A 24,930-nucleotide genomic window follows, 5' to 3' on the forward strand; every position below is an offset into this window, starting at 1 on the left:
GGGTGGTTCGGGTCAGTTCGTGCCCGAGCCGCTCCCGCCGACCTTCTCGATCCAGCCGGTCACCGTGCTGAACCAGTCGGTGAGCTGCTCCCAGTAGCCCTTGCCGGTGCCGATCCACTCCTGGAGCGGGCTCAGCTCCCAGATCAGCCAGCCCGCGACGAACAGGATGACGATCGTGAAGAGACAGCCCTTCAGGCAGCCGAGCCCGGGGATCCGCATCCGGTTCGCGCTGCGCTGCCGGGGCTGCCGGGGCTCGCGCTGCGGCTGCTGGGGCTGGGGCGGCGGCGCGGGCGGGGCGTAGCGCTGCGGCGGCTGGGGCCGCTGGGGCTGCGGGGCGTACTGCTGGGGCTGCTGCTGCGGGTGGCCGTAGCCGGGCCCCGGCGGGGGTGCCTGGCGGCGCGGGGGCTGCTGGGGCCGGGCGACCTGCCGCTGGGGGCGGCGGCGCAGCGGGTCCTCGTTCGGGTCGAGGTACTGGACCTGCGTCTGTTCGTTGCGGTCGCGGGCCGCCCGCAGCTGGTTCTGCCAGGGGTGCGGGTCCTCGGGCCCGCCCTGCTGGCCCTGCTGACCGGGGTGGCCGGGCGAGCCCGGCGGGACCGGCGGCATGACGGCGGTCGGGTCGGCCGCGCCCCGGTTCGGGAGTACGGCGGTGGGGTCGGCGGCGCCGGCCGGGCCGCCGGTGTGCGGCATGACGCTGGTCGCGGCGTTCGGGTCGTACGAGCCCGCGCCCTGCGGGAGGACCTGGGTGGGGTCGGCGTCGCCCGCGCCGGGCGTGCCCGGCACGGGCGCGGGCGCCGGGTCGGGCACCAGGAGCGCGCCGACGCCCTCGGCGGCGGCGATCTGCGCGGAGTTCGCGTGCACCCCGATGCCCTCGGCGACGACGCGCAGGCCACGGGCGAGGTTCTCGGCGCTGGGCCGCTCGTCCGGGTTCTTGCGCAGGCAGCGCTCGATGATCGTCCACAGCGGGTCGGGGACCGTGGAGGGGCGGCGCGGCTCGGCGCTCAGGTGCTGGTGCAGCACCTCCAGGGCGGAGCCGCCGGCGAACGGCGGGCGGCCGGTGACCAGCTCGTACAGCAGGATGCCGGCGCCGTAGATGTCGACGGCGGAGGTCTGCGGGCGGCCCTCGGCGGACTCGGGCGCGACGTAGGCGGGCGTGCCGACGAACTCCTGGGTGCGGGTCAGGCCCGGGGAGTCGGCCAGGCGGGCGATGCCGAAGTCGGTCAGCAGCGGGTGCATCTGCCCGTCGTACTGCTGGAGCAGCACGTTCGCCGGCTTCAGGTCGCGGTGGACGACGCCGTCGGCGTGGCTGGCGGCGAGCGCGTCGGCGATCTGGGCGGTGAGCAGGGCCGCGGCGACGGGGCTGAAAGGCCCGTTCTCGCGCAGGTAGCGGTGCAGGTCGGGGCCCTCGACGAGGTCCATGACCAGCGCCAGCAGCTCGCCCTCGACGACCAGGTCGCGGACCCGGACGATGTTGGGGTGGGTCAGCCGGAGCAGGACGGAGCGCTCCCGGAGAAACCGCATGACGATGTCCGGGTCGCTGGCCAGCTCCTCCTTGAGGACCTTGATCGCGACGGTCTCGCCGGGCTGTCCCGGCACGGCCGCCTCGGCGCCCGCGGTCTCGCGCTGGCGGGCTCGCCAGACGGTGCCCGTGGCGCCGCGCCCGAGCGGCTCCTCGAGCAGGTACTTGCTGCCTACCGGCCGCACGTCATGCGCTCCCTGGTGCTTGCCTTGCCTGCTGGCCTGTCCGACCCACTGTAGTGCCGTGCCGCCGGGGACCGGGGTCTCGTCGTCTGTGGGTCTTACGTATGCGTTGTCGCACGCGTTCGAAGGAAAGACGCTCACCTCGGTCTCGTGGTTGCCGAGAGTGAGCGTGACCGATCTCAAGTGATCGCGAGTGGGGCATCTCCCAGGCACTTTTGCGGGCAGAGCCGACCAATCAAGATCACTTGTTCCCGAGCGAGGGGCACGGTGTCAGTGGCAGGTGCGAGGATGCGTGCAGTACTGGCCGACGTGCTGGGGCGGGGTGGGGGGACTCCGCGCCCGGGCAGAAGGGACCGCTGACGGCGATGCAGATCCGGCTGACCGTCGTAGACCCGCTGGGCCTGGCGGCTCCGGCCCGGGACCGCGCCGCGCGCTGCGACGTGCTGGTCACCGCGCCCGCCGGGACGGCACTCGCGGCGGTGGCTTCGGGGCTCGCCCAGGTGGTCCTCGGCGGTGACGGCTCCGGCACCCCGGTGCTGTACGCCGGGGAGCAGCGGCTCGACGCCCAGCGCTGCACGCTCGGCGAGCCCCCGCTGACCGACGGTGCCGTGCTGTCCGTGGGCGCGCCGGGCGAGCCGGAGCCGCATCCCGAGCTGGACGACGCCCCGGCCCAGCTCCAGGTCGTCGCCGGGCCCGACGCCGGCGGCGTCCACCTCCTGCACGGCGGCGAGATCCGCATCGGCCGCTCCGCCGACGCCGACGTGCCGCTCGACGACCCGGACGTCTCCCGGCTGCACTGCGCGGTGACGGTGAGCGCCGACGGCAGCGTCTCGGTGGCCGACCTCGATTCCACGAACGGCACGACGCTGGACGGCACGCGCGTGGGCGACCGGGCGGTCCGTTTCGCTCCGGGCGCGCTGCTGCGGATCGGCGAATCGGCCCTGCGGCTGGCTCCCGCCGGGGGGCCGGGGGGCCGGGTGGACACGACGCCGGACGGGGAGGGGCACGTACGCGTGCCGGGGGCTGCCGACGGGGCGGGTCCGCGCGGGTCGGATCCGGCTCCTGCCGGGCCCTCCGGCCCTGCCGCGCCGACCCATCACGCTTACGGCTCGGCGGCCTGGGGCACGCCGCGTGGCGCGGGGCACGGCTCCGGGGACTCGGCGGTGGTGCCGGGGCAGGGTGGAGCGCCCCGGGTCGAGAGCAGGGGTGCGGGAGGGGCCGCGGAGGCTTCCCGGCCGGCTGCCGGAGGCGGGGCGGGGGCCGCGCAGGGCGGGTTCCGGGCTGCTGCGGATGACCACGGGCCGGGCATCGCCCGGGGCCAGGGGGACTCGGGGCCCGCCGGTCCCGAGTCCGGTGACTCGGCGCGCCCGGCATCCCGGGACGGGGCACGTACGGCGTCGCCGGAAGACGTGGTCCGGGCTCCCCGGCAGCGCGGCAGCGCCGGGGGCTCGTCGGCGGCGGGCTCCTCCGACGGCGTCACCAGCACTCCCCGGCAGCACGGTGCGACGCAGCACGGGTTCGGTGCCGGGGACACACACGCGGGGCGCTCCGGGGCCGGGGCGCTGGGCGGGGCGTTCGGTGACGGGGCCGCGGGCGGTTCCGGCCAGGGGGCCGGAGCGGCGGACGGCACCGGCCCTCATGCCCGGGCCGGGGGCCAGGCGATCCCCCGTCCGACAGCACCTGCCGGCGCCGGACCGGTCGCGGGCCGTCGCCCCGGCGACGACGACGGCGGCACGGGCACAAGCCCTCATGCCCCGGCCGGGGGTCGAACAGCTCCCCGTACGACGCCTCCCCCCAGTACCGGACCGGTCGGAGGCGGGCACCTCGGCAGCGCCGGCGGCAGGGACGTAGGTCCTCATACGCCGGCCGAGGCTCAGGCGGCCCCCGGTTCGACGGCTCCCACGGGCACCGGTCCGGTCAGGGCCGATCGCCCCAGCGCCGGCACGGGCCTGAGCCCCCATGCCCCGGCCGGAGGCCAAGCAGCTCCCCGCCCGGCAGCTCCCACGGGCACCGGACCGGTCAGGGGCGGGCACCTCGGCGACAGCAGCCCCGGCGACGGTGGCCCGGGCGCGTCGGCGAGTGCCCCGGGCGAGGGGGCCGGTCGTGGGCGGAAGGGCACTCCTCTCCGGGGCACCGACGTTCCGCCGGGGACGCGCAGGCGGGGCGGGATCGGGGCGTGGGCGCGGCGGCTGGCCGGAGGGCGTGGCGAGCAGGAGGCTCCCGCGCGCGGGGCATACGAGGACGAGCCGGCCGAAGTGGCGGCGGAGCGCACGGCAGCCGTCGGGCCGGCGGTGCCGGAGACCTGGCCGGATGCGGCCACCCTGCTGCTGACGGCGCTGGGGCCGGGGCCCCGGCTGTGGGAGCGCGGCCCGGGCCACCCGGAGGCGCTCGCGGTGCGCCTCGGCACGGCCGACCGGGCCGCGCCGGACGGCTCCGGCCTGCTGCCCGCGGTGCCGGTGACCGCCGGGCTGCGCGAGCTCGGCGCACTGGGCCTTGCCGGGCCCCGGGCGCGGCTCGCCGCCCTGGCCCGGGCCGTGCTGGCGCAGCTCACCGCGCTGCACTCCCCCGACACACTGGAGATCGTCCTGATCGCCGCGGACCGCTCCCGCCCCCTGCCGGAGCGCACCGCCGAGTGGTCCTGGCTGGGCTGGCTGCCGCACGTCCGTCCCGGGCACGGGCAGGACTGCCGCCTGCTCCTCGCCTACGACCGGGAACAGGCCGCCGCCCGCACGGACGAGCTCCTGCGCCGCCTGGAGGACCAGCTGGCGGACGCGGGGGTCGGCGGGCTGCTGGGCGACGTGCGGTTCTCCAGAGCACAGGGGACCGACGGCGAGGGCGGTGACACCCAGGCGAGCAGCACCGCAGGTCCCGTGCCCCGCCGCCCCTCGTGGGCCCGGGACGACACCCCCGCCCCCGACCGGGCGACCGGCTTCCCCGGCCCCTACACCGTCCTCGTCGTGGACGGCGACCCCGGCGGCGCCGACCTGCGTGCGGCCGTGGCACGGCTGGCGCTGGAAGGCCCCCGGGCCGGGATCCATGTCGTCTGCCTGGCCGAGACGGCCGCCGCCTCGCCCGCCTCGCCCGTGACGGAGACCTACGAGGCGGCCTGCTCGGTGGCGCCCACGTTCCGGCAGTGCGGTGCGGTCGCCCTGCTCAGCGGGGACGTGGCGACGGCCCTGCGGCTGATGCGGGTGGCCCGGGTCGGGGGCGACGGCTCACCGGCCGGGCCCGTGGGGCACGGCACGATCGCCACCGTCGACGCCGTCTCCCCCGCGTGGGCCGAGCGGTTCGCGCGGGCGCTGGCGCCGCTGCGTACGGACGGCTCGGCGAGTGCGGGGCAGCCGCGTGTCTCCGCGCCACTGCCGCAGGCGGCACGGCTGCTGGACGAGCTGGGCCTGGCCAGGGCCACCCCGGCGTCGCTGATGGCGCGCTGGGCGGACGCGGCCGACGACACCGAGGCGCTGGGCGGGCGGGTGCGCGCGGTACTGGGCGCCGGGCCGCGCGGCCCGGTCTGCGCGGACCTCGCGGCCCAGGGGCCGCATCTGCTGATAGAGGGTCCGCCGGGCAGCGGCCGTACGGAGCTGCTGCGGGCGGTCGTCGCGTCCCTGGCCGCCGCCGAGCGGCCGGATCGGCTGGGCATCGTGCTGGTCGACGGCCGGGGCGGCCCCGGCGCGGGCGGCGGGGCCGGCGAGGGACTGCGCGTGTGTACGGACGTCCCGCATGTCACCACCTACCTCACGGCCCACGACCCGGTCCGGATGCGCGAGTTCGCGCAGTCCCTGAGCGCCGAGCTGAAGCGGCGCGCCGAGCTGCTGGGGCGGTCCGACTTCGCCGAGTGGCACACCGGGCGCGAGCTGTCGGGCCGTATGGTCGCCCAGCGCACGACGACGGCCCGGGGCGGCGCACAGGCCGAGACGGGTGGCGGGACGGCCGCCGGGGCCGCGGATCTCGACTCCCCGCCCAGTTCGACGATGCGGCTGCGGCCCGGAGCGGCCCGGCGGCAGACGCAGGCGGCGCCGCCGCCGCTGCCCCGGCTCGTCGTGGTCGTGGACGACCTGGACGCACTGGTCTCCCCCGCCCTCGGCTCGACCGGACGGCCCGCGGCCGGGTCGGTGATGCGGGCGCTGGAGGCCGTGGCCCGGGAGGGCGAGCGGCTGGGCGTCCACCTGGTGGCGGCCACCGGCCCGTGCGCCCGTACGGCGGAGACGGAACCGGCGCGCCGGGCCACCCTCCGCGTGACCCTCGACGCACCGGCCCCGGGCCCTGACGAGCCTGCTCCGGGCCGTGGCCGCCTCGCCTGCGAGGACGGGCGGGTCACGCCGTTCCAGGGCGGGCGGGTCACCGGCCGTATTCCCCGGACGGCGACGCTGCGCCCCACGGTCGTACCGCTGGAATGGCACCGCATGGGTGACCCTCCGGCCCGGCGCCCGGTGCGGGAACTCGGAAACGGCCCGACCGACCTGGCACTGTTGGCCAGCGCGCTGGAAAGGGCGGCGCGGGAGGTCGCGGCGGCGCAGGTGCCGTCACTTCTGTAGACAGAACCTGGCACTTCTGTAGACAGGACCCGGCACTCGTCCGTGGCATTGGCTGGATGCCGACCCCGTCCGTTGATCAGGGACGAGTCCCTGGTCACGAGGGGGTCACGATCCCCCGCTTGACAGCCGACGCCATCTTGCCGCCCCCGCACACCCGGGCGTAGACCAGATCGCACGGGAGCGCGCTCGACGTTCGACGAGGAACGAAGAACGGGGCAGTCATGCGCATGACGAGCAGCACCATCCGGAAACGCTGGTCGCCCGAGCGGGACAAGGCGACCCCCCAGCACCGCAGAGCCGCCAAGGCCGCGGCAGCCGTCGCCGCGGGAGCGCTCGCGCTCTCGCTCACCGCCTGCGGAGGCGACGACAAGGACAGCACTGGAAACCCGGGCAACACCGAGGAGGCCGCCGCCAGCAACGTCACTCTTCCGAAGCTGGACGGGACGAGCCTGGAGATCGCCGCCGTGTGGACCGGCGCCGAACAGGCCAACTTCAAGAAGGTCCTGGCTGAGTTCGAGAAGCGCACGGGCGCCAAGGTCACGTTCGTGCCCGCCCAGGACCCGATCATCAACTTCATCGGCTCGAAGGTGGCCGGCGGGCAGCCGCCGGACGTCGTGATGCTGCCGCAGCCGGGCGCCATCAAACAGGCCGTCGACCGGGGCTGGGCCAAGCCCATCGGCGCGGAGGCGCAGAAGGAGCTCGGCGAGAACTACTCGCAGGGCTGGCAGGACATCGGCAAGGTGGGCGGCAAGCAGTACGGCGTCTACTACAAAGCCGCCAACAAGTCCCTGATCTGGTACAACAACCAGGTCTTCGAGAACGCCGGGGCGAGTGAGCCCGAGACCTGGCCGGATCTGCTGAAGACCGCGCAGACGGTCTACGACTCCGGTGTCACCCCGTTCTCCGTCGGCGGCGCCGAGGGCTGGACGCTGACCGACTGGTTCGAGAACGTGTACCTCTCGCAGGCCGGCCCGGAGAAGTACGACCAGCTGGCCAAGCACGAGATCAAGTGGACGGACCCGTCCGTCAAGGACGCGCTGACCACCCTCGGGCAGGTCTGGGGCAAGCCCGACTACGTCGCGAAGGGGGCGCTGCAGACCGACTTCCCGGCCTCCGTCACGCAGGTCTTCACCGGCGGGGACCAGCCCAAGGCCGCCATGGTCGCGGCGGGCGACTTCGCGCAGGTCAACATCCCGACGAACATGAAGATCGGCACGGACGCGAAGGTGTTCCCGTTCCCGGCGGTCGGTGACAACGGGCCGGTGGTCTCGGGCGGCGACGCGGCCGTGATCCTCGAGGACTCGAAGGGGTCGCAGGCCCTGGCCACCTGGCTCGCCTCGCCGGACGCGGCGCAGATCCAGGCCAAGCTGGGCGGCTACCTCTCGCCGAACAAGAACGTGCCGAACTCCGCGTACCCGAACGCGGTGCAGCAGAGGATCGCCAAGGCGCTCATCGACGCCGGTGACGACTTCCGCTTCGACATGTCCGACCAGGCCCCGCAGGCCTTCGGCGGCACGCCCGGCAAGGGCGAGTGGAAGATCCTCCAGGACTTCCTGAAGAACCCGAAGGACGTCGCGGGGGCGCAAGCGAAGCTGGAGGCCGAAGCGGCCGCGGCCTACGGAGGCTGACGGCATGACGTCGGCCACGGCGGCAGGGGGCGTCAAGCCCCCTGCCGCTCCCAAGTCGCGCAAGAGTGTGACCGGCACCCGCAGGATGGTCGCGGCGCTGTTCCTGCTTCCCGCGCTCGTCCTGCTCGGCGCGCTCGTGGTGTACCCGATCGGGTACTCGGTGGTCCGCAGCTTCTACGACCAGTCCGGCGACGGCTTCGCCGGGATCGACAACTACAAGTCCCTCTTCACCGACGAGGGCATCCGCACCGCGCTGAAGAACAACGTCATCTGGGTGGTGTTCGCGCCGACGGTCGCGACGGCCCTCGGCCTGATCTTCGCGGTGCTGACCGAACGGGTGCGCTGGGGCACGGCCTTCAAGCTGGTCGTCTTCATGCCGATGGCGATCTCGATGCTGGCGGCGGGCATCATCTTCCGCCTGGTGTACGACCAGGACCCGGACAAGGGCGTCGCGAACGCGGTCTGGGTGGGCGTGCACGACACGTTCACCCAGGCGTCGGCCTTCCCCAAGGCCCACCCGGGCCGTCAGTCGCCGCTGGAGCCGGCGGGCGGCGGCGCGTTCATCACCAAGTCGCCCGTCCGCGCGGGCGAGGCCGTCTCGCTGCCCCTGGTGGGTGTCGCGCCGGACCTGATGCCGGACGGCGCGAAGCCCGCCGTGGCGGCGAAGCCCGAGCCGGACAAGATCACCGGCACGACCTGGCAGGACTTCACGCGGGGCAAGGGCGTCGGCAAGCTCAACAGCGTCGACTCGGCCGAACTGGGCTACGCCGGCATGAAGATCGAGGCCGTGAAGGACGGCAAGGTCGTGGCCTCGGCGACGGCCGCCGACGACGGCACCTTCACGCTGCCGGCCTCGGCCGACGGGGCCCTGCTCCGGCTTCCGGACAGCAACTTCAAGGAGCCGTACAACGGCCTGGACTGGCTCGGCCCGTCCCTGGTCACCCCGTCCATCATCGGCGCGTACATCTGGATGTGGGCGGGCTTCGCGATGGTGCTGATCGCGGCCGGGCTCGCGGGCGTGCCCCGGGAGCTGCTGGAGGCGGCCAGGGTCGACGGCGCGAGTGAGTGGCAGGTGTTCAGACGGGTCACGGTGCCGCTGCTGGCGCCGGTCCTCGCGGTCGTCACCGTCACCCTGATGATCAACGTGCTGAAGATCTTCGACCTGGTCTTCATCATCGCGCCCGGCTCCGCCCAGGACGACGCGAACGTCCTCGCCCTGGAGCTGTACCGCAAGGGCTTCTCCGAGGACCAGCCGGGCATCGCCAGCGCCATCTCGGTGTTCCTGCTGCTGCTCGTGATCCCGGTGATGTGGTTCAACGTGAGGCGGCTGCGGCGGGAGGTGCGGCGATGAAGGCGAAGCAGTCGCTGGGGTCCCGGCTGGTCGAGGGGGTCAGCGGTGGGCTGGTGCGGGTGTTCCTCATCGTCGTCGGCCTGTTCTGGCTGGTGCCGACGATCGGTCTGCTGCTGGCGAGTCTCCGTTCCCCGGAGGACATCGCGGCGAGCGGCTGGTGGAAGGTGTTCACCGAGCCGTCGCAGATGACCTTCGACAGCTACTCGAAACTGCTGGAGAACGAGGACATCACCAGCAGCCTGGTCAACACGGTGTGGATCACCGTCCCGGCGACGCTGCTGGTCGTCATCATCGGCTCGCTGGCGGGCTACGCCTTCGCCTGGATGGAGTTCCCGGGCCGGGACTGGTGGTTCCTGGGCGTGGTCGGCCTGTTGGTCGTGCCGGTGCAGGTCGCGCTGATCCCGATCGCCGAACTCTTCGGCAACATCGGCATCTTCGGCTCGGTGATCGGCGTGGTGCTCTTCCACGTCGGCTTCGGTCTCCCCTTCGCGGTCTTCCTGCTGCGCAACTTCTTCGCGGAGATCCCGAGGGAGCTGCTGGAGGCGGCGCGCCTCGACGGTGCGGGCGAACTGCGCCTGTTCTTCCGCGTCGTGATGCCGCTCGGCGCCCCGGCGATCGCCTCGCTCGGCATCTTCCAGTTCCTGTGGGTGTGGAACGACATGCTGGTCGCGCTGATCTTCTCGGACTCGGGCAGCCAGCCGATCACGGTCGCACTCCAGACGCAGGTACGGCAGTTCGGCAACAACATCGACGTGCTGGCACCCGGCGCGTTCATCTCGATGGTGGTCCCACTGGCCGTCTTCTTCGCGTTCCAGCGGCAGTTCGTCTCCGGCGTGATGGCGGGAGCGGTCAAGTAGCGTACAGCGCAAGGCAGTTGGAGGGGCGGACCGGTCGCGGTCCGCCTCTTTCGCGTTCCCCCGGATGCCGTAGCCGCCGTAACCAACTCGGCCCACCGGCCGTTCCCGGGCCGAACGCCCGCGCCGACCGATGGATGGCCTCTTGCCCAGGTTCAGTGTCATTGTCCCCGCGTACCAGGTTCAGGCGTACCTGCACGAGTGCCTCGAATCGGTGCTCTCCCAGTCCTGTCCCGATCTCGAACTGATCGTCGTCGACGACTGCTCGCCGGACGCGTGCGGCGCGATCATCGACGAGTTCGCCGCCCGCGACGCGCGCGTCCACCCCGTCCACCTGCCGGAGAACGTCGGCCTGGGCCCCGCGAGAAACGCCGGCGTGACCCACGCGAGCGGCGACTACCTGCTCTTCCTCGACAGCGACGACACCCTCACGCCCGACGCGCTGCGGTCCATCGCCGACCGGCTGAAGGAGACCGGCGATCCGGACGTCCTGGTCTTCGACTACGCGCGCACCTACTGGACGGGGGAGACGGTCCGCAACCAGGCGGCCCTCCAGCTCACCGAGCAGGGCCCGGCCCCGTTCCGCCTGGAGGACCGGCCGGGCCTGCTGAGGCTGCTGATGGTCGCCTGGAACAAGGCCTACCGGCGGGAGTTCGTCGAGGAGAAGGGGTTCGCCTTCCCGCCCGGGTACTACGAGGACACGCCGTGGACGTACCCGGTGCTGATGACCGCGGAGTCGATCGCGACCCTCGACCGCGTCTGTGTGCACTACCGGCAGCGCCGGCAGGGCAGCATCCTGCGCACCACCAGCGAGCGGCACTTCGACGTCTTCGAGCAGTACGACCGGGTGTTCGCGTATCTGGACGAGCGGCCCGAACTGGCCCGGTGGCGGCCGGTGTTGTTCCGCCGCATGGTCCATCACCTGGCGATCGTGTACTCCCGCCCGGACCGGCTGCCCCGCGGCACGCACGCGGACTTCATGCGCCGGGCCCGCGCCCACTACCGCCGTTACCGCACCCCCGGTGTCCCCGTCCCCGTGCGCTGCCGGGTCCACCACACCCTGATCCGCTTCGGTCTGCACCGCACCTACCGCACGCTCCAGCTGGCGTCGGCCCTTCACCGCCGCGTCGCGCGGACCACCGGGAAGCTGCTGCGCGGAGCGCGGTCCGCCGCGCTCGGGCTCCACTACCGCGTCCAGCGCTGTCTCCCGCTGCGCGCCGACCGGGCCGTCTTCGCCGCCTACGACGGCCGCGGCCACAGCTGCAACCCGGGCGCGCTGGAGTCCGCGTTCCGCGATCTCGCGCCGCACATCCGCACCGCGTGGATCGCCCGTCCCGAGCACCACCACACGATCCCGCCGGGCCCGCGCCGCCTCGTCCCGGGAACGGCCGCCTACTGGACGGCACTCGCCCGCTCCGCCTACCTGGTCAGCAACACCGACTTCGACCACCGCCTGGTCAAGCGCCGGGGCCAGACCCTGATCCAGACCGGGCAGGGCACCCCGCTCGGTCACATCGGCCTCGACCTCCAGGAGCGCCCGGCGGCGGCCCGGGGCAGGGACTTCGCCCGGCTGCTCAAGGGCGTCGACCAGTGGGACTACGTGCTGTCCGCCAACCGCCACACCACCCTCACTCACGAGCGCGTCCACCCCGGCCGCTACACCACGCTGGAGTACGGCTGCCCCCGCAACGACGTGTTCCGCACGGCGACCGAAGCGGACGTGGCCCGGCTGCGCGCCTCGCTCGGCATCCCGGAGGGCACGGTGGCGATCCTCTACGCGCCGACCCGCCGCGACTACCGCCGCTCCCAGCGCCAGGTCCTCGACCTCCAGCGGATCGTGCGCCGCCTGGGCCCGCGCTTCATGGTGCTGGCCCGCGCCCACCACGCCTACGACACCCCACTGGCCGGCACCTGCGGCCGGGTCGTCGACGTCAGCGACCACCCGAGCGTCCAGTCGCTGTGCCTGGCCTCGGACGCCCTGGTCACGGACTACTCGTCGCTGATGTTCGACTACGCCAACCTGGACCGGCCGATCGTGATCCACGCCGACGACTGGGAGGCGTACGACGCCGCCCGCGGCACCTACTTCGACCTGCGCTCCTTCCCTCCGGGCGCGGTCGCGCGCGGCGAGGACGAGCTGATCGACATCTTCGCCACCGGCCACTGGCGCGGCTCCCGGTCGGCCCAGCTGCGCTCGGCGTTCCGGGAGCGGTTCTGCACCTACGACGACGGCAGGGCCGCCGAGCGGGTCGTGCGCCGGGTCGTCCTCGGGGAGTCGGACCTGCCGCCGGTCGTGCCGCTCGACGAGCGCCGGCCGGTGCCGTCCGCGGCGGCCTCGCTGGCGCGCGAGCCGCTCGCCACGGTGCCGCACCCGGCCGGTACGCCCGTCGTCACCGACCTCCTCTGACCCGGTTCTACGCGTGGGAGTCCGCATGCCCTCCAGCCCGTCGCGGCCGACCCCGAGCCGGCCCACCTCCTGGCGCCCGTCCGGGAGGCCGGGACGCCGCCGCGCCGCCTGACTGACGCGGCCGTTCACTCCGGTAGACCCTCGACAGAAAGAGCAGAATGCCCCGTTTCAGCATCGTCGTCCCGTCCCATGGGGTCGCGGGCCGGCTGTCCCAGGCGCTGGACTCGATCCTCACCCAGTCGTTCGGCGACTTCGAGCTGATCCCGGTGTGCGACGCGCCCGACTCACCCGCGGCGGACGTCGTCGCCGGGTACGCCGAGCGGGACTCCCGGGTGACGCCGGTGCACTCGCCGCCGTCGGCCGGTCTGGCCGGGGCGCGCAACACCGGGCTGCGGTCGGCGGTCGGCGGCCATGTGCTGTTCCTCGACGGGGACGACGTCCTGGTCCCGGGGGCGCTGGCGGCGCTGGACGCCCGGCTGGGCGCGGTGGGCGACGTAGACGTCCTGTACTTCGAGCACGAGCGCACCCCCTGGTGGGAGGGCGAGCCGGTCAACCCGGCCGCGCCCCTGCTGGCCGGGACACCGGACGGGGCCTTCTCCCTGGGCCGGGTCCCGCGGCTGACGGGCGTGGCGCTGCCGGCGTGGAGCGCGGCCTACCGCCGGGCCTTCCTCACCGAGCAGGGCCTCGCCTTCCCCGGGGACCACTTCACCGACACCGGGTTCGGCGGTCTGGTCGCCCTGCGGGCGGAGCGGGTGGCGGCCCTGCGCGCGGTCGTCGTCCGGCATCTGCTGCGCCGGCAGGGCAACCGTCTCAACCTGCCCGGAGAGCACCACGCCGAGCTTCTCGACCAGACCGAGCTGGTGCTGACGCGGGCCGTGGAGCAGGGGCTGCCCGCGGACCGGCTGAGGCCGCTGTTCGAGCAGCTCTTCGCCGCCGTACTGAAGACGGCCGCCCACCCCCGGCGGCTGCCGGCCGGGCGGCGCGCGTTCTTCCGCCGGGCGAGCGCGCTCTACCGGCAGCACCGCCCCGCGGGTTACCGGCCGCCCGGCGGCAGTCTCGGCGTCCAGCACCGGCTGCTGGCAGCCGGGGCGTACGCGGCGTTCCGCACCCTGCGCGCCGCCAACCGGCGCGTCGCGCGGGCCGCCGCGCTGCTCCCGCGCCCGAGGGGACTGCGCACCCGCCTGCGGTACGCGGCGGGCCTGCGTCTCCCCCTCGACGAGAACCTCGTCGTGTACTGCGCGTACTGGGGCCGCGGCTACGCCTGCAACCCGGCCGCGATCCACGCCAAGGCCCGCGAACTCGCCCCGCACCTGCGCTCGGTGTTCCTGGTGGAGCCGGAGGCGGTGGGCGCCGTGCCGCCGGACGTGGAGTACGCGGTGATCGGCAGCCGGAAGTACTGGCAGGTGCTGGCCCGCGCCAAGTACCTCGTCAACAACGCCAACTTCGCGGACGCCGTCGTCAAACGCCCCGGCAGCGTGCACCTGCAGACCCAGCACGGCACACCGCTGAAGAAGATGGGCGCCGACCAGGCGACGTACCCCGTGGTGGCCGCGGCGACCGGCAGCTTCACCAGGCTGCTGGCCCGGGTCGACCGCTGGGACTACAACCTCACCTCCAACCGCCACTCCACCGAGATGTGGGAGAAGGCGTTCCCCGGCGCGCACGAGACCCTCGAGTACGGCTATCCGCGGAACGACGTCTACTGCACGGCCTCCGCCGAGGACGTCGCCCGCGTGCGCAAGGAGCTGGGCGTCCCGGACGGCAAGAAGGCCCTGCTCTACGCGCCCACGCACCGCGACTACGCCACCGGCTTCGCGTCGGGCCTGGACCTGGCTGAGTTCTGCGAGGCGATCGGCGACGAGTACGTGGTGCTGCTGCGGGCCCACTACTTCTACGACCAGGGGGCGAGCCGGGGCGGCGGCCGGATCATCGACGTCACCGGGCACCGCTCCTCGGAGGACGTGTGCCTGGCCGCCGACGCGCTGATCACCGACTACTCGTCGATCATGTTCGACTACGCCAACCTGGACCGGCCGATCGTCGTGTATGCCGACGACTGGGAGGTCTACCGGGAGGTCCGGGGCGTCTACTTCGACCTGATGCGGGTCCCGCCCGGCCGGGTCGCCCGCACGCCCGGGGAACTGGCGGCCGTCTTCCGCGACGGCACCTGGGCGGACGAGTCCGCCACGGCCCTGCGCGCCGCGTTCCGGGAGCGCTTCTGCCAGTTCGACGACGGGCGGGCCGCCGAGCGCGTCGTACGCCGGGTGCTGCTGGGACAGCCGCCCGAGTCGATCCCGCCCGTGATCCCGCTCGCGGAGCGCGTCCCGGCCCCGTCCGCCACCCTCGTGAGGAGCTGACCGAAGAAGTGCCCCGCTTCAGCATCATCGTCCCCGTCTACAAGGTGCAGGGCTTCCTGCGCGAGTGTCTCGACTCGGTGCTCGGCCAGTCGTACGGCGACTTCGAGGTGATCGCCGTGGACGACCGCTCGCCCGACGGCAGCGGTGCGATCCTCGACGAGTACGCGGCCCTCGACGCCCGGGTGCGGGTGCTGCACCTGCCCGAGAACGTGGGCCTCGGCCGGGCCCGCAACGCCGGTCTGGAGCAGGCGGCCGGCGACTACGTCCTGTTCCTCGACAGCGACGACCACTACACGCCGGGCCTGCTGGCCGCCGTCGCCGCGCGCCTCGATGTGACCGGCGAGCCGGACATCCTGGTCTTCGACCACGTGCGCACCTACTGGTGGGGCCGGGGCGGGCGCAGCGAGGCGGCGGACCTGCTGGCCGCCGCGGGCACGGACACGTTCGGCATCCGGGAGAGCCCGCAGTACCTGAACCTCTTCCTGGTCGCCTGGAACAAGGCCTACCGCCGGTCCTTCTTCCAGGAGCACGGCCTGCGGTACGCGCCGGGGCTGTACGAGGACGCGCCGGTCACCTACCGGTCGATGGTGCTGGCGGAGCGGATCGCCTGCCTGGACCGGATCGGGGTGGAGTACCGGCAGCGCCGGCAGGGCGCGATCACCAAGACGCCGGGGCGCCGGCACTTCGAGATCTTCCCGCAGTACGAGGGCCTGTTCACCTTCCTGGAGCAGCGCCCCGACCTCGACTGGGCCCGGCCGCTGCTGCTGGAGCGGGCCCTGGACCACATGCTGTTCGTGCTGTCCCGGGAGGACCGGGTGCGGCCCGCCGACCGGGGCGACTTCTACCGTGAGATCCGCTCCTTCCACCGCCGTCACCTCCCGGAGGGCGGCTTCCCGGAGCCGGACGGCTGGCGCGGGGTCGAGATGCGGCTGCTGGCGTCGGCGCCCTACGCGTCGTACGCGGCGGTGCGTGGCCTGCGGGACGTGCGCGCGGCCGCCCTGGGCGGGCGACGGCGGGTGACGCGGAAGGCCTCGGACGTCGCCGTGCGCACCTGGTACCGGGCCCAGTCGAAGCGGCCCCTCGATCCGCATCTCGCCGTCTACTCGGCGACCCACCACAGGGGCGTGTCCGGCGACCCGGCCGCGATCCACGCCAGGGCCCGCGAACTCGCCCCGCACATCCGGGGCGTGTGGGTGGTCCGGGAGGACGCGGTGAACGCGCTGCCGCCCGGCATCGACCACGTGACGCCGGGCTCGCGGCGCTACCACGAGGTCATGGCGCGGGCCACGTACTGGGTGAACAACGTCAACTGGCCCGGCACCCTGGCCAAGCGGCCCGGCAGCGTCCACATCCACACCCACCAGGGCACCCCGCTCAAGTACATGGGCGCGGACCTGCTGACCAAGCCGGGCGCCCGGCACGGCTTCGACGTGCCGCAGATGCTGTACCGCGCCGACCGCTGGGACTACAGCCTGGTCGCGGGCCGGCACGCGGAGCGCGCCTGGGAGCGGGCGTACCCGTGCCACTTCACCTCGCTGCGCACCGGCAGCCCGCGCAACGACGTGCTGGTCGGCGCCGGCCCGGAGCGGGGCCGTGCCGTGCGTGAGCGGCTCGGCATCCCCGCCGGCCACACGGCCGTGCTGTACGCGCCGACCCGCCGCGACTACCGGCGGGGCGGGCACGTGGACCGGTTCGACCTCGCCCGGTTCGCCGCGGACCTCGGCCCCGGCCACACGCTGGTCGTCCGCCTGCACCCGTCGCTGGCGGGGGGCGTGGCGCGCGGCCTGGGCCTTGCCGACCTGCACCGGCGGGGGGTGGTGGTGGACGCGACCGACGAGCCGCACGTCGAGGACGTGCTGCTCGCCGCCGACGCGCTGGTCACCGACTACTCCGCCCTGATGTTCGACTACGTCCTCCTCGACCGGCCGGTCGTGGTGCACGCCGACGACTGGGGCGCGTTCACGGCGAGCCGGGGCGCCTACTTCGACATCACGGCCGACGCGCCGGGGCACGTGTCGCGCTCGTACCGGGAACTGGCCTGGCTGTTCGCGTCCGGCACCTGGCAGGACGCGGAGTCGGCGCGGCTGCGGGCGGACTTCCGGGAGCGGTACTGCGAGTTCGAGGACGGGCAGGCCGCCGAGCGGGTCGTACGCCTGCTGATGCTGGGCGAGCGGAGCGGTGCGCTGCTGCCCGCGGCCCGCCGCACCCCGGGGCTGCCCGCCCCGTCCGGGGCGCTGGTCGAGCGATGAGAACTCCCGCCACCCCCGAGGCCGTTCCCTCCCTGCCCGGTCAGCGCGCCTCCTCGGCCCGGCCACCGGCCGCCGTGGAGAGGCTGCGGCCGGTGCACTGGTGGCACGCGGCCCTGGTCGCCGTACCGACCGCGGCCCTGTTCGTGCTGGGCTACCGGCGGCGCTGGATCTGCGACGACGGGCTGATCTACCTGCGTCCGGTCCGGCAGATCCTGGCGGGCAACGGGCCCGTGTTCAACGTCGGGGAACGGGCGGAGAGTTCGACCGGCACCCTGTGGCAGTGGCTGCTCGCGCTGGGCACCTGGGTCACCGGCGAGGACCCCGCGTTCCTCGCGGTCGGACTGGGCCTGCTGCTGAGCACGGCCGGGTTCGGGCTCGCCCTGTACGCCACGGGCCGGCTGCACCGGGGCGCGCGGCTGCTGCTCCCGGCGGGTGTGTTCGTGCTGCTGGCCGTGCCCCCGTTCTGGTCGTACATGACCTCGGGCCTGGAGAGCGGCCTCGGCGTCTTCTGGACCGGCCTGTCGTGGTGGCTGCTGACGGGCACCCGGCGCGGCCGGGAGGCGCGGGTCGCGTACGCCACCGCCTTCGTGTTCGGGCTGGGGCCGCTGGTCCGGCCCGATCTCGCCGTGGTCACGGTGTGCTTCCTGGCGGCGCAGTGGTGGGTGCTGCGCCCGTCCCGGCGGGGTACCGCGGCGATGGCGGCCTCGGCGGTGGCGCTGCCGCTGGCGTACGAGGTGTTCCGCGCGGGGTACTACGGGATCCTGGTGCCGCTGCCCGCCATCGCCAAGGAGGCGAGCGCCAGCGACTGGGGCCGGGGCGCCGGCTATGTGCAGGAGACGCTCGGGCCGTACTGGCTGTGGCCCGTGGTGCCCGTGCTCGCCGCGCTGGCCGTCCTCCTCGTGCGGCGCACCCGGCCGGCACGGCGGGACCGCGGCCCGGGGCGGACCTCGCTCGCGGTGCTGCTGGCGCCGCTCGCGGCGGGTGCGCTGCTCGCCGCGTACGTCGTCCGCGTGGGCGGCGACTACATGCACGCCCGGATGATCCTGCCCGCCCTTCTGCTGCTGCTCCTGCCGGTCCTGGTCGTGCCCGCGACCAGGTTCACGGGGGTCGCGAGCGCGCTGCTGGCGGTGTGGCTGTGCGCGGCGGTCAGCCCGCTGCGGGCGCCCTTCGACGTGCGCAGCACGCCCGGATCCTTCAACGTGCGCAGCTCCGACGTGGAGGCCCTCGGCGACCACAACCCGGTGCGCACCGCCACCTGGGTGGCCGACTGGCCGGCCCTGCCGGAGGGGCGCGGCATGCTGGCGCAGGCCGCGCGGGCGCCCCGGCCGACGCTGCTGTACTTCGACGCCGGGCGCCGACTGCACGCCACGCCGATGCGCGAGGACTCCCCGTACCACGCGGTGATCGTGGGACGTCATCTCGGTGTCACGGGAGCCGCGGCGCCGCTCGACGCCTATGTCAACGACGCCTGGGGGCTCGCCAGTCCCGTCGGCGCACATCTCGCTCTGGAGCGGTGGAGCTGGCCCGGGCACGAGAAGTTCCTGCGCAACTACTGGGTCTTCGCGGAGTGGGCGGTGGAGCACCCGCCGCAGCGGGACCTGCTGCGGGCCGGGGTCTCGCGGGAGGCGGTCGAGGCGGCCCGGGCGGCCCTGGGCTGCGGCGCGCTGGCCGAGCTGAGGGAGTCGGTGCGCGCGCCGCTGACCGCCGAGCGGTTCTGGCGGAACCTCACGGGATCCTACGAGCGGACGCGGTTCCGGTTCGCGCGCTGGCCGGCCGCGGCGGAGCGGGCACTGTGCGACTGACATCGGCAGGCGGGGCATCGGCAGCTGGGTGTAGCCGTCTCACCCGATGAAGTGACCCGGGGTCAGGCCTCCGGCAGGGGCGGGAACATTCGGCGCATGCCCCAGTCCCTCCCCTTTCCGACAGTCCTGTGAGCGCCGGAGTCGTCGTCCGGCGGACCGTGCGCGGCGCGACGGCACTGCGTGGCGGCCGCGTGGGGCGCCCGACCCCGTACCAGTGCTTCGGCGCCCTGTTCTGGCTGGTGATGACGCTGGCGTACTGGCGGGTCCCGCTGTGCTGCGACGCCGGTCAGCACGCGGCGGTCGTCGAGCGTCTCAAGGCCGATCTGCTGCATCCGGCCCACACCATGGCCGATCTGCCGGGCGAGGGCAGCCCGTATTACGGGCCGTACGCCGTCGCCCAGGGCGTCCTGGCGCGGCTGACGGGGCTGTCCGGCTGGGCGGTCGTGAAACTCGCCGGGCCGGTGCATCTGCTGGTGCTGCTGACGGGGATCGGCCGGTTCGTCCGGGCCCTCACCCCGCGCCCGTGGGCGCCGGTCCTGGCGCTGCTGTTCATGACGCTGCTGTGGGGCACCGCGCGGATCCTGTGGAGCGGCTACCTCGGGCTGATGTCGATGACGACGAATCTCGGCTATCCGTCCGCGGTCGCGATCGGGCTGACCTTCTGGGTGTGGGCCTGGACCTGCGTGCGCGCGCGGGAGGACGCCCCGCCCGTGCGGTTCGTCGGCCCGAGCGGGCTCGGCGGCTGGTGGGGGTACGCCGGGATCGGCGCCCTGTACGGGCTGATCCTGCTCACCCACCCCGTCACGGCGGCCTCGGCGCTCGTCGGGGCGGTGGCGATCGTGGCGTCTCGGCAGCGGGGGTGGCGCCGGCCGGTCCTGGCGCGCTGGGCCCTCGCCGGTGCGGCCTGCGCGGCGGTCGCCGTGTCGTGGCCGTACTACGACGTCCTGACGCTGGTGGGCGACACCGGCATGGACGCGATGCACCGGCAGCTGTACGAGCGGATGCTCGCCAACTCCTGGCTGGCGCTGCTCGGCCTGCCCGCGCTGTGGGTGCGGGCCCGCGGGTCGGTGCGTGACCCGCTGGTGCTGATGTTCCTGCTGGAGTGCCTGCTGGTGGCGTACGGCTGGGTGAGCGGGCACTACACGTACGCCAGGGCTCTGTGGGCCGTGCTGGTGCCGCTCCAGTTCGCGGCGGCGGTGGAGCTGGCGGCGCCCCGGCCGTGGCGGCGGGCGAGGAGGGCGCTGGGCGGGGCGGCGGCGGCCGGGGTGTGCGTCGGGTTCGTCACCGTGCACGCCGGGGCGGTCGTGCCGCGCTCGGTCGACCCGGTGGGGTTCACGCAGCCGACGCGCTGGCCGTCGTACGACTGGGCGGCGCGGCACATCGGGCGGGGCGAGGTGGTGATCACCGACGGGTATCTGGCCGGCCACTCCATCGCCGGGTACGGGCCGAACCTCGCCGCGCCCATCTGGCCCGACCCTGCCCTGGACGAACGGGAACGCAAACGCCGGGCGGCCGACGTGCGCGCCTACCTGGCCCACGACTCGACCCGCGCCGAGCGGGCCGCCGTCGTCCGCCGCTATCACGTGCGCTGGCTGCTGCTGACGCGCTGGCACCCGGTGCCCGAGGAGGCCGTGGTGGTGGCGTGGAGCAGACGGACGGGGGAGGTGCTGGCGCGGGTCCGGGGGTGACGGGCCGGTGCTTACTCGACGACGAGGTCGACCTCGATGTTGCCGCGCGTGGCGTTGGAGTACGGGCAGACCTGGTGGGCCTGCTCGACCAGCTTGCGGCCGGTCGTCTCGTCCACGCTGTCGGGGAGCTCCACGCGGAGGACGACGGCGAGCCCGAAGCCCTCGCCCTGCTTGCCTATGGAGACCTCGGCGGTCACAGCGGCGTCGCTGACGTCGACCTTGGCCTGGCGGCCGACGAGGCCGAGAGCGCTGCCGAAGCAGGCGGCGTACCCGGCGGCGAAGAGCTGCTCGGGGTTGGTGCCCTGGCCGTTGCCGCCCATCGCCTGGGGCACGCCCAGGGCGAGGTCGAGCACGCCGTCGGAGCTGACGGCCCGGCCGTCGCGGCCGTGGGTGGCGGTGGCGACAGCGGTGTAGAGCGCGTCCATGGAAAACCTTCCCTCTCACACGTCAACGTTCGGCGGCCCGCTTCCGGGCCGCCTGACATCCAGAATTAGAGCACACAATTAAGTTGTGTGCAATTGAATGGCGGGCACGAGCTACCCTGGAAGCATGAACACGCCGGACGACGACTGGCTCCGCCTGGACCAGCAGATCTGTTTCTCCCTGCACGCGGCCTCCCGCGCCTTCAACGGCGTCTACCGCGGGATCCTCAAGGACCTCGGGCTCACCTACCCGCAGTACCTGGTGATGCTGGTGCTGTGGGAGCACGACGAGCTGCCCGTCAAGAAGCTCGGTGAGCATCTGCGCCTGGACTCCGGCACGCTGTCGCCGCTGCTGAAGCGGCTGGAGACGGCGGGGCTCGTACGGCGGGAGCGCAGCGCGCGCGACGAGCGGTCGGTGGAGGTGCGGCTGACCGAGGAGGGCACCGCGCTGCGGCGGCGGGCGCTTCAGGTGCCGCGCCGGATCGCCGCCTCGACGGGCTTCGGGCCCGACGAGATCCGGGCCCTGCGCGCCCGCGTCGACGAGCTCACCACGACCCTGGACGCGGCCGCGCTCGCGGAACCGCAGGCCGGTCTGCCGGGAGACGAGCGGTCGTAGCGGAACCGGGCGGGTCGTTCGTGGTCCGTGTGCCGGCCGGGGCCTTCCGGACGTGGAGGCGCAGCACCACCCCGCCCCGGGCATGTTCCTCCCGGACGGTGAACTCCTCCGCCAGGACGGCCCGTTTCGCGCGCTCGACCGGATCGCGCGGAGACCAGCGCGGATCCAGCGCGTAGGCCTCGGCGACGACCCACACACGGTCCACCGAGGCGAGCCGGTGTCGCAGCTGCCCGGGGGTCGTCTCACGGCCCCACAGCGTCCCGGACCGGGGCGCCGACTCCCGCAGTGCGATGTCCCGCACCTGCCGGAACCCCTTCGGGTAGGCCAGCGCGGCGAGCCTCCCGACCGACGGCACGAACAGCACCGGGTCGCCGGGGCGCACCTTGCGGTGGGCGAACGCGGAGACGGCGGCGAGGTTGTCCGGGCGGTGGGCGGCGGACCGGTCCTGGCGGTGGACGGGGAGCTGGTGGACGAAGGTGACGACGAGGGCGAGGACGCCGGCGAGACCCGGCAGGGGCCTCACCCGCCGGCCGCCGACCCGCACCCGGCGCCCGCCGAACCGCACCCGCCACCCGCCGACCCGCACCCGGCGCCCGCCGAACCGCACCCGCCCCAGAGCTCCGGTCACCCGCCCGGCCCCGGCGGCCACCAGCAGGGACGCTCCCGCCAGGGAGTAGAGCACGTACCGGTCGTGGAACAGCGGTCTCACCTGCGACACGGTCATCAGGATCCCCGGCGGCACGAGCAGCAGCGGGAGCGCGACCGCCGCCAGTCGCCGCGCCCGCAGCCCGACGGCCATCAGCAGCAACGGCCCCCAGAAGGCCACCCCGGCCGGGCCGGGAGAGAAGTTCCGCACCAGCCTCCAGGCCCTGTCCCACCCGGGCGTCGTCAGCCACGCCACCTGCCCGGACTGCCCCTGCGACACCCACACCAGCGGCAGCAGGACCAGCACCGCCGCCCCGGCCGCACGCCCCCACCCCGACCACACCGCCCTCGGCACCCGCAGCAGCGCCAGCGTCAGCGCGTGCGCGCAGAGCACCAGCACCGCCAGCTCGTGCAGCAGACAGGTCAGGGCGACGACGGTCCCGTACGGCCACCAGGCCCGGGCGGTCGCCGCCTCCACCGCCCTGAGCAGCAGCAGCGTCGCCCCCGTCACGCCCGCGGCGACGAGCGCGTACGACCGTCCCTCCTGGGCGTAGTGGCCGGTCATCGGCGTGATCGCGTAGAGGAGACCGGCCCACAGGCCGACCCGCGGCCCGGCCAGCCGGACGCCGAGGGCCGCGACCAGGCCGGCGGTCGCCGCCGCCGCGCACACGGACGGCAGACGCAGGACGACCTCGCCCGGGTGGACGGTGAGGACGGCGTGCATGAACAGGTAGTACAGGCCGTGCACCGCGTCCACGTCGTGCAGCAGCCGCCAGATCTGCGGCACCGTGCGCTGCGCGACCTGGAAGGTGACGCTCTCGTCGCCCCACATGCCACCGCGGTCCAGGCCCCACAGCCCGATCCCCGCCATCACCACCGGGGGAACCGTCACGGGCACCACACCCGCGAACCGCCCGCTCCCGCTCGACTGTCCGCTCCCCCTCGACTGTCCGCTCGTCACGGCCTGATTCTGTGGCGTTGCACAGGTTTTGGTGACACTTGATGGTGTGTTACCACTTTCATGTCATTCACCCGGCTTACGATCCCTCGTAATGGATGCCGTACAGAACCTCGAGAGGCCTCTCCCCCAGGTCGCCGTCGTGGTCATCTGCTACGACGACGCCGCCCATGTGACGGACGCCGTGCGCTCGGCGCTCGCCCAGGGCCCGGCCGTGCGCGAGGTCGTGGCCGTCGACGACTGCTCGACGGACGGCAGCGCCGATTTGCTCGACCGGCTCGCCGCGTCGGAACCCCGGCTGAAGGTCATCCGCCGCCGGGCCAACAGCGGCGGCTGCGGCACCCCGCGCAACACCGGGCTCGACGCGGTGACGTCGCCGTACGTGATGTTCCTGGACAGCGACGACGTCCTGCCGCCCGGCGCGGTCGGCGCTCTGCTCGACGCGGCGACGGGCGCGCACACGGAGGTCGCGAGCGGCCTGTGTGTACGCCGGGAACTGCCGTCGGGCCCCGAAGTGCCCTGGCAGGCGCGCCTGTACGCGCTGCACTCCGTGGTACCGCACCCCGCGCAGCGACCGCTCCTGGTCCACGACACGCTTTGCGTCAACAAGCTCTACCGCACCGGCTTCCTGCGCGAGCACGGCATCCGATTCCCCGAGGGCCGCTTCCCGTACGAGGACGTCGTCTTCACCGCGCGTGTGCTGGCCGCGGCCCCGCGCATCGCCCTGGTCCCGGACCGGGTGTACGTCTGGCACGTGCGCCGGTCAGCCGAGCGGCTGTCGATCTCGCTGGACCGGGCCGGCGTCGAGAACTGGCGGGCCCGCACGGAGGCGTGCCGGCAGGCGTACGAGGTCCTGCTGGGCGCCGGGCAGAAGGAACTCGCCCGGGTCGCGCGTGCCAAGTTCCTCGACCACGACCTGCGGATGTACATGCGGGAACTGGGGTTGCGCGACACCGCCTACCGGCGCGCGTGGTGGGAGCTCACGCGGGCGCATCTGGCGGAGTACGACGCGGACGACTGGGCCCGCAACCCGGCCGCTCCCGGCCGGCTGGTGGGGCGGGTCGTCCTGGCCTCCCCGGAGCCGCGCGACCTGCCCCGGCTGCGGGAGCTGGCGGCCCGCCCGGCCCGGCTGTGCCCGCCGTACGCCCGGGCCGCGGACGGCACGCCCGTCTGGTCGGAGGACCTCCCGCAGGTCTCCCTGGAACCCCTGCTCACCCGGCCCGTGCCCGTGCTGCCCCTCGCCGTCGACGCGGAGCTGCGGCCGCGCGCGCGTGGCGCCCGGCTCCGGCTGCGCCTGCACGAGCTGTACGGCCGGCTGGCGCGGGCGGGCCCGGAGTCGGTGGAGGTGGAGTGGCGGCACCGGGACGACGGGGACGCGGCGGTCCGCCGTACGACCGCGCTGGCGCCGTCGGCCGGCACCTGGTCGGCGGAGACGACCGTAGACCTCGCCGCGCTGGCCGCGCCCGGTGTGGGCACCTGGGACCTGCGCCTTCGGATCCGCTTCCGCGACGGTGTGAGCCGCGCGGTCACGGCGCACGCCCTCACCGGCGCCGGTCTGCTGCGCCGCAGTGCCGTCCCCAGCGCCCGGCACGGCGTGGTACTCGTGCAGCCGTACGCCACCCATTCGGGTGCGCTGGCGCTGCGCGTGGCGCCCGGCGTACGTGGTGTGCTGTCCGTCGCACGCGGAAGGCTGCGCCGCCTGCTTCACTGAGGGCACGAC

At 74.1% G+C, this 24,930-nt stretch carries 14 protein-coding genes; 11 read left to right on the plus strand and 3 right to left on the minus strand.

The annotated features are described in order from the left end of the window. Positions 1 to 12: 12 nt before the first annotated feature. Positions 13 to 1,701, minus strand: coding sequence for a serine/threonine-protein kinase (locus ACH4G3_RS10345; RefSeq protein ID WP_397624040.1), 1,689 nt, complete (start codon positions 1,699 to 1,701; stop codon positions 13 to 15). Between the two features lie 362 nt (positions 1,702 to 2,063). On the opposite strand from ACH4G3_RS10345, the gene ACH4G3_RS10350 reads away from it, so the two are divergent. The 9 genes from ACH4G3_RS10350 (at position 2,064) to ACH4G3_RS10390 (ending at position 20,569) form a co-directional block, all read left to right on the plus strand. Next, positions 2,064 to 6,233: an FHA domain-containing protein gene (locus ACH4G3_RS10350; protein WP_397624041.1), complete on the plus strand. Its 4,170-nt coding sequence runs from the start codon at positions 2,064 to 2,066 to the stop codon at positions 6,231 to 6,233. A 221-nt stretch (positions 6,234 to 6,454) separates the two neighbouring features. Beyond that, entirely contained in the window at positions 6,455 to 7,861 is a 1,407-nt protein-coding gene (locus ACH4G3_RS10355; protein WP_397624042.1) for an ABC transporter substrate-binding protein, read from the plus strand. A gap of 4 nt (positions 7,862 to 7,865) precedes the next feature. Beyond that, positions 7,866 to 9,212 carry a carbohydrate ABC transporter permease gene (locus tag ACH4G3_RS10360; RefSeq protein ID WP_397624043.1) on the plus strand — a complete coding sequence of 449 codons (1,347 nt, stop codon included), beginning with the start codon at positions 7,866 to 7,868 and terminating at the stop codon, positions 9,210 to 9,212. Beyond that, positions 9,209 to 10,069 (plus strand): carbohydrate ABC transporter permease, encoded by an 861-nt coding sequence (locus ACH4G3_RS10365; RefSeq protein WP_397624044.1) that lies wholly within the window; start codon positions 9,209 to 9,211, stop codon positions 10,067 to 10,069. The genes ACH4G3_RS10360 and ACH4G3_RS10365 overlap by 4 nt, the downstream gene beginning before the upstream one ends. Before the next feature lie 142 nt (positions 10,070 to 10,211). Continuing rightward, on the plus strand, positions 10,212 to 12,473 hold the full coding sequence (locus ACH4G3_RS10370; protein WP_397624045.1) for a bifunctional glycosyltransferase/CDP-glycerol:glycerophosphate glycerophosphotransferase: 2,262 nt from the start codon (positions 10,212 to 10,214) through the stop codon (positions 12,471 to 12,473). A gap of 158 nt (positions 12,474 to 12,631) precedes the next feature. Next, positions 12,632 to 14,830, plus strand: coding sequence for a bifunctional glycosyltransferase/CDP-glycerol:glycerophosphate glycerophosphotransferase (locus ACH4G3_RS10375; RefSeq protein WP_397624046.1), 2,199 nt, complete (start codon positions 12,632 to 12,634; stop codon positions 14,828 to 14,830). A gap of 8 nt (positions 14,831 to 14,838) precedes the next feature. Continuing rightward, positions 14,839 to 17,079: a bifunctional glycosyltransferase/CDP-glycerol:glycerophosphate glycerophosphotransferase gene (locus ACH4G3_RS10380; protein ID WP_397624047.1), complete on the plus strand. Its 2,241-nt coding sequence runs from the start codon at positions 14,839 to 14,841 to the stop codon at positions 17,077 to 17,079. Beyond that, positions 17,076 to 18,881 carry an arabinofuranosyltransferase AftB family protein gene (locus ACH4G3_RS10385; protein ID WP_397624048.1) on the plus strand — a complete coding sequence of 602 codons (1,806 nt, stop codon included), beginning with the start codon at positions 17,076 to 17,078 and terminating at the stop codon, positions 18,879 to 18,881. Before ACH4G3_RS10380 ends, ACH4G3_RS10385 begins: the two co-directional genes overlap by 4 nt. A 128-nt stretch (positions 18,882 to 19,009) precedes the next feature. Then, the gene (locus ACH4G3_RS10390; protein WP_397624049.1) at positions 19,010 to 20,569 is read left to right on the plus strand and encodes a hypothetical protein; all 1,560 of its coding nucleotides are present in this window, start codon (positions 19,010 to 19,012) and stop codon (positions 20,567 to 20,569) included. 11 nt (positions 20,570 to 20,580) lie between these two features. Here ACH4G3_RS10390 and ACH4G3_RS10395 read toward each other — a convergent pair whose 3' ends face one another. Further along, on the minus strand, positions 20,581 to 20,994 hold the full coding sequence (locus ACH4G3_RS10395; protein WP_397624050.1) for an organic hydroperoxide resistance protein: 414 nt from the start codon (positions 20,992 to 20,994) through the stop codon (positions 20,581 to 20,583). A gap of 124 nt (positions 20,995 to 21,118) precedes the next feature. Between ACH4G3_RS10395 and ACH4G3_RS10400 the strand changes: the two genes are divergently transcribed. Continuing rightward, complete coding sequence (locus tag ACH4G3_RS10400; RefSeq protein WP_397624051.1) at positions 21,119 to 21,607, plus strand: MarR family winged helix-turn-helix transcriptional regulator; 489 nt, start codon at positions 21,119 to 21,121, stop codon at positions 21,605 to 21,607. Here ACH4G3_RS10400 and ACH4G3_RS10405 read toward each other — a convergent pair. Further along, the gene (locus tag ACH4G3_RS10405; RefSeq protein ID WP_449657599.1) at positions 21,537 to 23,123 is read right to left on the minus strand and encodes a glycosyltransferase family 39 protein; all 1,587 of its coding nucleotides are present in this window, start codon (positions 23,121 to 23,123) and stop codon (positions 21,537 to 21,539) included. The two genes, ACH4G3_RS10400 and ACH4G3_RS10405, sit on opposite strands and share 71 nt — an antisense overlap. Positions 23,124 to 23,304: 181 nt before the next feature. Here ACH4G3_RS10405 and ACH4G3_RS10410 point away from each other — a divergent pair, with 181 nt between their 5' ends. After that, the gene (locus ACH4G3_RS10410; RefSeq protein WP_397624053.1) at positions 23,305 to 24,921 is read left to right on the plus strand and encodes a glycosyltransferase family 2 protein; all 1,617 of its coding nucleotides are present in this window, start codon (positions 23,305 to 23,307) and stop codon (positions 24,919 to 24,921) included. The last annotated feature ends 9 nt before the right edge of the window (positions 24,922 to 24,930 follow it).

Source organism: Streptomyces afghaniensis (genome assembly GCF_044327915.1).
GTDB lineage: Bacteria > Actinomycetota > Actinomycetes > Streptomycetales > Streptomycetaceae > Streptomyces > Streptomyces afghaniensis.

Coding starts and splice junctions, on each gene's coding strand:
- ACH4G3_RS10350 (WP_397624041.1), top strand. CDS start 2,064: ATGCAGATCCGGCTGACCGTCGTAGACCCGCTGGGCCTGGCGGCTCCG.
- ACH4G3_RS10355 (WP_397624042.1), top strand. CDS start 6,455: ATGCGCATGACGAGCAGCACCATCCGGAAACGCTGGTCGCCCGAGCGG.
- ACH4G3_RS10360 (WP_397624043.1), top strand. CDS start 7,866: ATGACGTCGGCCACGGCGGCAGGGGGCGTCAAGCCCCCTGCCGCTCCC.
- ACH4G3_RS10365 (WP_397624044.1), top strand. CDS start 9,209: ATGAAGGCGAAGCAGTCGCTGGGGTCCCGGCTGGTCGAGGGGGTCAGC.
- ACH4G3_RS10375 (WP_397624046.1), top strand. CDS start 12,632: ATGCCCCGTTTCAGCATCGTCGTCCCGTCCCATGGGGTCGCGGGCCGG.
- ACH4G3_RS10385 (WP_397624048.1), top strand. CDS start 17,076: ATGAGAACTCCCGCCACCCCCGAGGCCGTTCCCTCCCTGCCCGGTCAG.
- ACH4G3_RS10395 (WP_397624050.1), bottom strand. CDS start 20,994: ATGGACGCGCTCTACACCGCTGTCGCCACCGCCACCCACGGCCGCGAC.
- ACH4G3_RS10400 (WP_397624051.1), top strand. CDS start 21,119: ATGAACACGCCGGACGACGACTGGCTCCGCCTGGACCAGCAGATCTGT.
- ACH4G3_RS10405 (WP_449657599.1), bottom strand. CDS start 23,123: ATGGCGGGGATCGGGCTGTGGGGCCTGGACCGCGGTGGCATGTGGGGC.
- ACH4G3_RS10410 (WP_397624053.1), top strand. CDS start 23,305: ATGGATGCCGTACAGAACCTCGAGAGGCCTCTCCCCCAGGTCGCCGTC.